We start from the raw sequence: 6,489 nt of genomic DNA, 5'->3' as shown, positions 1-6,489 counted from the left end.
GCCTGGAACAGGATGGGGCGAGGGTAAATCTACCCTTCCATCTGGGCGAGCAGGGCCAGCATCACATCGGCCGAGGGCATCGGCAGAACGGCCTCAATTTCCGCCGGCCGTACGCCGGCGATCGCTGCATCGGCGCCGCCAGTGACGGTGCCGAGAGGTCCGCGAAACCCGTGCTTCGTCCAGGCGAGTTCCTGCAGCTTCGGGCTGGTCAGGGCCTCCAGCAGCCTGTCGGCGGCCGGATCGATGACGATCAGCGGATGCGCCGAATAGACGGTCGGTCTGGGGTAGAGGATTTCGGGCTTGGCGCCTATGCCGGTCTGCACCCTTTGCCAGCGTGCCGGATCGGCGAGCGCCCATTCGACCAGCTGGTTTTCATAGCCGACCACCATCGGCTCGGCGCCCAGGCCACCGGCAATGTACTGGTCGAACAGCTTTCCCGACGACGACGACTTCAGGCCCATGCTGCGGAAGATCGCCTTGGCCTCGTCACCGTGCTGGGCAAGCAGTTCCTGCGTCGCCACATCGCCGCTCATCAGGCTCAGCACCAGGCCGGCGAACATGAAGCCGGAATTGGATCGGTTGGGGTCGGTGGAGACGATGCGTGCCCGGCCGTAGAGTTCGTCTATGCCGAGGTTCGACCAGTTCTTGCCGGCCAATATGGCGTCAAGCAACGCCTTGAGGTCGAGCTGGTTGTAGCCGCCCTTGGCGGCGACCGTGACCAGCCCGCTCTTCTTCAGGCCTTCGACTACCGGTCCCCATGTGTAGACGACGATCGGCGAGTTGAGCACCACCTGGTCGTTTCGGATCGCCACGCCGCTTTTGCGTGCCAGGTCGACCATGATCGACGACGACGGCCACAGGAACTGCGGCTTCTGCGACAGAAGTGCGGATTCGCGCACCATTTCGACGGAGCCGGCGACGCGTGGATCGAGTTCCAGCCCGTAGCCGCCCAGCGCATGGACGACATCCGGATCGGCTAGGAAGGCCTGCTTCTCGCCGCCGATGAAGCCGAACAGATGCGCCTTGTTGCCGAGATAGCCACGGAACTCCGGACGGTCCTTCAGTGTCAGATAGCCACCCGTGCCGGCGGCGGCGGCACCCAGCAGACCCAGTCCGAAAGCGCGGCGCGAAATGGCCATCAGCGACCGATATCCTCTTTCAGCGACTCCTGTATGAGTCGCAGGTCAACGTCGAGCGTGCCGAGTTCACTGTCGGCCAGACTGTCGGCGTAATGCACGAAGGCGTCCTGAAGCTTGGTGATCACCGCGCCGACATTGGTCAGCCGCGCCTGGCTGGGCGCACGCCGGTTGGCCAACGCCGCGTAGCCTTCCGACACCTCGGCCGCCTGTGGCAAATAATAGGTGAGAAATCGCCGCACGGCAGGCGCACTTTCGGGCTTGGCTTCGACCCTGGTGATCACATCGGCGGCGATGTCCGACAGGTTCTTCACCTTTGCCGCCATGTCCTTGTCGGGAATGGTGCGGGCGGTTGCGGCCAGGCGGTCCGCCGCCGGCTGGGCCTGCGCCAGCAACTCGCGCGCAAACGCAACCCGGCTGCCGCCGATCGAGCTGAGGTCGAGCCCTTCGAACAGCTGACGCGGCGCCAGCACGAACACAAGCCCGGCAAAGACCAGCGCGGCGATAACCACCGACACCAGGAACGGGAAATGCGTGAGAAAACTCAAACCGATCAGCAGCACCGCCGAGACGAGGCCCGCCACGATCCAGTTCCAGTCGTTGCCGAACAAGCCACGCATCCTAGCCGCGCATCTCAGTTGTAGCCCCGGGCGGCGCGGAAGGCGCCTGCCAGATCGCCGCTGCCATCGAATACGCGCGCCGAAGTTGCCTTGGCAAGGCTGTCGAGCTGGCTCTTGTCGGCATCGCCGAAGGTGATGCCAAACACCGGCACGCGCGCCGGCGCGCTGCGCCACTGGCTTAGAAACAGGTCGGCGCTGCCGTCGGTGCGGCCATCTGTCATAATGACGATCGCCGGCAGATATTTCGACAGATCCGCTGTTGCCGTGATCTGCTGCAGCGCCTGCTGGGCACAGGCATACATGTCGGTGCCGCCGCCGGCATGCTGGTCCGCGACGGCAGCCAGCAACTGGGCTTGCCCGGCAGCATCGCCGGTCGCTTCGAAATTGGCGCGCACGGCACTGTCGAACGGCAGCACGAAGATGCGGTCGGACGGCGTCCATTGCACCAGCACCTCGCTGGCCTTTTCCGGCGTAAACAGGAACTGCGCCGCTGCCTGTAACTGTTTCTCGCCCTGGTCTTCCATGGAGCCGGAAAAGTCGAAGCACAGTGCCGTCAGTGAAGGCTTGCGCAAGGCTTCCTGATAGAGATCGAGCGCCTTGCGGATCACCGCCGGCTCCGGCATGCGGATCGAGGTCACCAGTTTGCCCGGATCGAAATTCCAGTCGGGTTCGGCCGCGGCCTGGATCGCCGAGCCGCCAAGCGGCAGCCGCCGGCCGGTGTCGGCGATGCGTTTGCGCACCGCATCCGACTGCAGATAGGCGAGCAGGTCGGTGAAGAATTTTTCGACCTCCGGGCCGCGCCCATGGTCGATGAAGCCGAGCGGCGAATCGCCGACCGCGACGCCGTCGGCCGGATAGACGGCATAGAGCGGCTCCTTGCCCATCTGCTTCAGTTTGTCGTTGGTCTCCTTCAGCGTCGCCTCATAGTTCCACATGGCGTCATAGACGGTGCCCTTGCCGGCCGAGTCGACATAGAGGTCTGCCAGCCAGCCCGACGAGCCTGATGAGCGCTCGACGCCTTGCAGCAAAGCGCTCACCGTCTCACGCATATTCGGATTGTCGAGGTCGCCGGGCTCGATCACTTCCTTGCCGCCGAGTGCGCTGGAGAGCATGGCGAGATAAGCGCTGGCGCCGGAATTGGATTGCGTTGCCGAGGTCATCAGGAATTTGAGCTTGCCGTCCTTCACCGCGGCCAGAATGTCCTTCATGAAAACTGGCTTGCCGACCCAGCCGAGTTCGGCGGCCTTGGATTTGCGCACGCCCAAAATAACCGGCATCTGCGCGATCGAGGTTAAATTGCGCACCTTGCGACCGGAATCGAACAGGTCGACCCAGACACTCGAGGCCGGCCAGACCGCATCCTGGTCGAGCCCGGCAGGCCGCTGCAAGCCAAGGCCGATGTCGAGCGAGCCCTCATAGGCGAAGGTGCATGTGGCACCCTGCTTGTCGCAGAACTCCTGAACGATCGGCTGCAGTACAGTGTTTTCCGAGCCCGATACGATGGAGAATTTGACGTGGCTGGCGTTGCAGGCGGCCAGCAACATCGCGAAGGCCAGCAGCAGAACGGACGTCAGCGTCTTCGGCATGGCGGTTCCGATCAGGCCTGGGTCAGCGCTTTCTTCAGATCGATCGTCATCTGGTCCATCTGCTTTTCAGCATCGGCCCGCTTCTGGCGACCCTCCTGCTGGACCTTCAGCACGCCCTGCACGGTGTCGATGAGATCGCGGTTGGCCTGCGCCAGCGTCTCGACATCGACAATGCCGCGCTGCGCCTGTTCTTCGATCGAGATCGCCTGATCCTTCATCATCTTGGAGGTCTGCCGGATCATCTCATTGGTGGCGTCCGTCACCGTCTTTTGCAGTTCGAGCGCCGATTTCTGATTGGTCAGCCCAAGCAGGATGACCATTTTCTGCTTCCAGGCCGGCACGGTGAGCGCCGAGGTCGCCTGCAGGTTCTCGATCAGCGTCTCGTCGCCGGACTGGACGATGCGGATCTGCGGCAGTTGCTGGATGCCGAGCTGGCGCGCCTGCACCAGATAGAAGACGCGCTTTTCCAGACGATCCAGCGCCTGGACCGCATCCTGATAGGTCTGCGCCTCCAGCGTGCCGCCGACATCGCCGCTGGCCGAATCCGCCGCGGCCTTCAGCTTGGGCAATTCGTTGGTGCGATAGTCGTCGACGAATTTCTTGCCTGCCTGCACATAGGCGTCGAGCTTGAGGATCGAGTCCTTGGTCTGCTCATGCAGGTCGTCGAGCACGGCGATGTCGCGCCGCAGCGTATCCTTGTGGCGGTCGAGTTCGAGGCCGATGCGGTCGATCTGGCCGGCAACATCCTCGTATTTTTCCTTGAAGCGTTCGAGCCGCGCCTTGAAGGAGGAAAACAGATTGCCGAGAAACCCTTCGTCCTTCAGCGAAGCCGGATCGAGGTTCTTGGCCTTCATGATGATGTCGGTCAGCAGATTTCCGGTGTCGCCGAGATCGCGATTGCGAAGCTGACCCAGAATCTTGTCGGCATAGTCGCTGACAGCCTGCTGGGCACGGTCGCCATAGACCGAAATGCCGGCGCGATCCCTGACGTCGATCGTGCTTTCGATCCTGGCGATGTCGGACGGGTCGGCAACGATTGCCGGCAATGTCGAGGTGTCGTCGAGCAGAGTGATGCTGTTCTTGTCGGCCATGCAGACCTCCCCTCAAAATGAACAGTATCTCCATAGGCTGTGTGTGACAGGGATATGTCGGCATTGTGGATAAGGGAAGGGGCCGACCCGGCTCTGGGCGCAAAACATGCGGGTTTCAGCCTGAAAACGGGCAAGGTTTGCAGGGATTCGATCCGGTGGACAAGCTCATTCCGCCGGCTACTGTCCATCAGTCTTGTGCGACGGTGGCTGGCGCTGTCAGCCATTGCCTGACGATCGCCGCGTCGGCGCTGCCGAATTCATGACCCGATGCAACAATCCGGGCATCGATCTCGGCGCCATGCTGGCTGAGCAATGTCACCAGCGCCGGCGCGAAGGGCGCATAGGTGAGATCCGCGGCGCCGGCGATGATGAGCGCTCGCACCTTTGACAGATCCGTCGCCGGCACGTCATCGAGCACCGGCATCGGTCTCAGCAGCGCTGCGCGTTCGACGAGGCCCGGACGCAGCAGCATCAGGCTCGAAACCAGATTGGCGCCGTTCGAATAGCCGAGGAACATCGTGCGGGAGAGGTCGAGATGATGGCGTGCGGCCGCGTCAGCAACGAAACCCGCAAAGGCCTCGGTTTCGGTGCGGATGCTTGCCTGTTCGAAGCGCGTCGGCGTGATGCGCGCGAACCAGCGGAAACCATCCTCCTGGACGATGCGGCCGCGCACCGCGATCAGCACGGCATGCGGCGCGATCTCTCGTGCCAGCGGCACCAATGTGGTCTCGTCGACACCCGACCCATGCAGCAGGAAGAGGCATTCGTCGGTTGAATCCGCAGGGCTGTAAAGGCGGTAGCTGAAGGCGAGATCACGCAGCAGCGCACCATCTTGTGAGGTCCTTTCGGTCATGGCCTCATCCTTTTGATTCCATGATGATTCCCATCTGTTTGCCGGCTTCAAAACGCAATATTTTCAAGCTCCGCGAAAGTTGATTGAACCGGGCGCATTACAGTCCGTTTCTTCGCCGATACCATTGCTTCGGGAGGAATCGAAGCGGTGCGCCGGGGGTCGCATTGCCGGCATGAACAACCAGCTTTGAGGCCTTTTTGTCGATGACCACCCAGATTTCCCCAGACCGCGATTCGCGTGTCCCAGACCGCGATTCGCGCATCGCCGATCGCGACACGCGTATCGATGTGTTCCGCGCTCTCGCTCTGCTGACCATCTATGTCGACCACGTACCGGGTACCGCCTTCGAGTATCTGACGTACAAGAATTTCGGCTTTTCAGACGCGGCGGAAGTCTTCGTGCTGATCTCCGGCATCTCGGTCGCGCTCGCCTATGGCAAGAAATTCCAGCCTGGAAACCGGTTGTTGGCGACGTTGAAGATGTGGCGCCGCGCTGGTGTGCTCTATGCCGCCCACATCGTCACCACCATGGTGGTGATGGCGATCTTCTGCGCCGCGGCGGTGTTTGCCAGGCGACCGGAGCTTTTGACGATGATCAACCTCGAGCCGTTGATCAAGAATACGCCACAAGTGCTGATCGGCATCGTGACGCTCGGCCACCAGCTCGGCTATAACAACATCCTGCCGGTCTATGCCGTGCTGCTCCTGCTGGCGCCGGTCTTCCTGCTCTTCGTCAGCTACCGGCCATTGCCGGCGCTTGCCGCATCCGGCGCGCTGTGGCTGGTCGCTGGGATCTACCAGATTGCTCCGCCCAACTATCCCGAGCCTGGCTTCTGGTTTCTTAATCCACTGTCGTGGCAGTTCCTTTTCAATATCGGCCTGGCAGGCACGCTGCATGTGCGTCGCGGCGGTAGCATCCCGGTCAATCGCTGGCTGGTCGGCGCGGCTTTGGCCTACACCGCGACCGCTGTGGTCTGGGTGCATAGCCCGCTCTGGGGGCAGATCTCCTGGTTGGGTCTGCCTCCGGTGCTGACCGGCTTCGACAAGACGTTCCTGTCACTGCCAAGGCTGCTGCATATATTGGCGGTGAGCTACCTGATCGTGGCATTCCCCGCCATCTCGAACCTGTTTCGCACCGGGCGCGATCATCCGCTTGCCATATTGGGCAAACGATCGCTGCCGGTTTTCATTGCCGGCACTGTGC

The 6,489-nt window shown here is 62.3% G+C and carries 6 protein-coding genes; 1 reads left to right on the top strand and 5 read right to left on the bottom strand.

Annotation, left to right across the window (positions count from 1 at the left end):
- Positions 1-29: 29 nt before the first annotated feature.
- The 5 genes from EN935_RS17510 to EN935_RS17490 all read right to left on the bottom strand — a co-directional run bounded on the left by EN935_RS17510 (position 30) and on the right by EN935_RS17490 (position 5,286).
- A complete protein-coding gene (locus EN935_RS17510) occupies positions 30-1,139 on the bottom strand; it encodes a substrate-binding domain-containing protein (RefSeq protein ID WP_126068769.1) in 1,110 nt (369 codons plus the stop codon).
- Positions 1,139-1,756, bottom strand: a complete 618-nt coding sequence (locus EN935_RS17505) for a 5-bromo-4-chloroindolyl phosphate hydrolysis family protein (RefSeq protein ID WP_109668563.1) — start codon at positions 1,754-1,756, stop codon at positions 1,139-1,141. Before EN935_RS17505 ends, EN935_RS17510 begins: the two co-directional genes overlap by 1 nt.
- Positions 1,757-1,770: 14 nt before the next feature.
- Positions 1,771-3,300: a substrate-binding domain-containing protein gene (locus tag EN935_RS17500; RefSeq protein ID WP_245488997.1), complete on the bottom strand. Its 1,530-nt coding sequence runs from the start codon at positions 3,298-3,300 to the stop codon at positions 1,771-1,773.
- Between the two features lie 53 nt (positions 3,301-3,353).
- Positions 3,354-4,433 carry a toxic anion resistance protein gene (locus tag EN935_RS17495; protein ID WP_109668567.1) on the bottom strand — a complete coding sequence of 360 codons (1,080 nt, stop codon included), beginning with the start codon at positions 4,431-4,433 and terminating at the stop codon, positions 3,354-3,356.
- 187 nt (positions 4,434-4,620) lie between these two features.
- Positions 4,621-5,286 (bottom strand): alpha/beta hydrolase, encoded by a 666-nt coding sequence (locus EN935_RS17490; protein WP_109668569.1) that lies wholly within the window; start codon positions 5,284-5,286, stop codon positions 4,621-4,623.
- Positions 5,287-5,489: 203 nt separating this feature from the next.
- Between EN935_RS17490 and opgC the strand changes: the two genes are divergently transcribed.
- The coding region (gene opgC, locus EN935_RS17485; protein ID WP_127373470.1) for an OpgC domain-containing protein at positions 5,490-6,489 on the top strand (1,000 nt) is incomplete at its 3' end.

This window comes from Mesorhizobium sp. M7D.F.Ca.US.004.03.1.1, assembly GCF_003998635.1.
GTDB classification, from domain to species: Bacteria; Pseudomonadota; Alphaproteobacteria; order Rhizobiales; family Rhizobiaceae; genus Mesorhizobium; species Mesorhizobium loti.
The sequence above is the reverse complement of the archived record's forward strand: the minus strand, read 5'-3'. Positions and strand labels throughout refer to the sequence as shown.

Excerpts from the sequence above, each read along its gene's own strand:
- EN935_RS17510 (WP_126068769.1), bottom strand. The coding sequence starts at position 1,139 with ATGGCCATTTCGCGCCGCGCTTTCGGACTGGGTCTGCTGGGTGCCGCC.
- EN935_RS17505 (WP_109668563.1), bottom strand. The coding sequence starts at position 1,756 with ATGCGTGGCTTGTTCGGCAACGACTGGAACTGGATCGTGGCGGGCCTC.
- EN935_RS17500 (WP_245488997.1), bottom strand. The coding sequence starts at position 3,300 with ATGTTGCTGGCCGCCTGCAACGCCAGCCACGTCAAATTCTCCATCGTA.
- EN935_RS17495 (WP_109668567.1), bottom strand. The coding sequence starts at position 4,433 with ATGGCCGACAAGAACAGCATCACTCTGCTCGACGACACCTCGACATTG.
- EN935_RS17490 (WP_109668569.1), bottom strand. The coding sequence starts at position 5,286 with ATGACCGAAAGGACCTCACAAGATGGTGCGCTGCTGCGTGATCTCGCC.